Origin of the sequence: Bacteroides sp. RTP31139st1_H2_RTP31139_211217, from assembly GCF_040227615.1 — a bacterium.
Lineage (GTDB): Bacteria > Bacteroidota > Bacteroidia > Bacteroidales > Bacteroidaceae > Bacteroides > Bacteroides uniformis.
On the sequence record NZ_JBCNZM010000036.1, the window covers coordinates 1 to 559 of the forward strand.

The following is a 559-nucleotide window of genomic DNA, read 5'->3' on the forward strand; positions in this document are numbered from 1 at the left end:
CAGTACAACATTCCAAGAACCGTCTACTGATATCGGTTATAAAAAGAAAAAGCGTCTAGCTAAATCAGGAAAAGACAAAGAGCCTGATACGGAGACTATTTCAGTCGTATACAGAACCACATTCAGTCGTATACTTAAATATATTCAGTATACGACTGAATGTACCCCCTCGTAAGACACGTTTACAGAGCACTTTGAAGCGAAGTGATGCAATAAAAAAAAGTGAACATGAAAGAGCATAGTTACATGGCTTTCCTGCAGGAAGCAAAACAATTCATTCCGCAGGAAAGGATTTACACCGACGAACTTCGCCGGCTGGCCTGGGGTACGGATGCCGGTTTTTACCGACTGATTCCCCAGATTGTAATCCGTTCGAAAGACGAAGATGAAGTTTCACAACTGTTGAAACTGGCGAGCCGCCACGGGCTGCCCGTCACCTTCCGAGCGGCAGGGACCAGTTTGTCGGGCCAAGCCATTAGTGACTCCATCCTCATCGTAGCCGGTAAGAATTGGGAAAAATACAGCATATCCGCCGACTACGAACAGATAACCCTCCAAC

The 559-nt window shown here is 46.0% G+C and carries 1 pseudogene; it reads left to right on the top strand.

The features are described 5' to 3' along the window. Window positions 1–276: 276 nt before the first annotated feature. Window positions 277–559: pseudogene (locus ABUA47_RS08090) on the top strand (FAD-binding oxidoreductase); the annotation flags it as partial.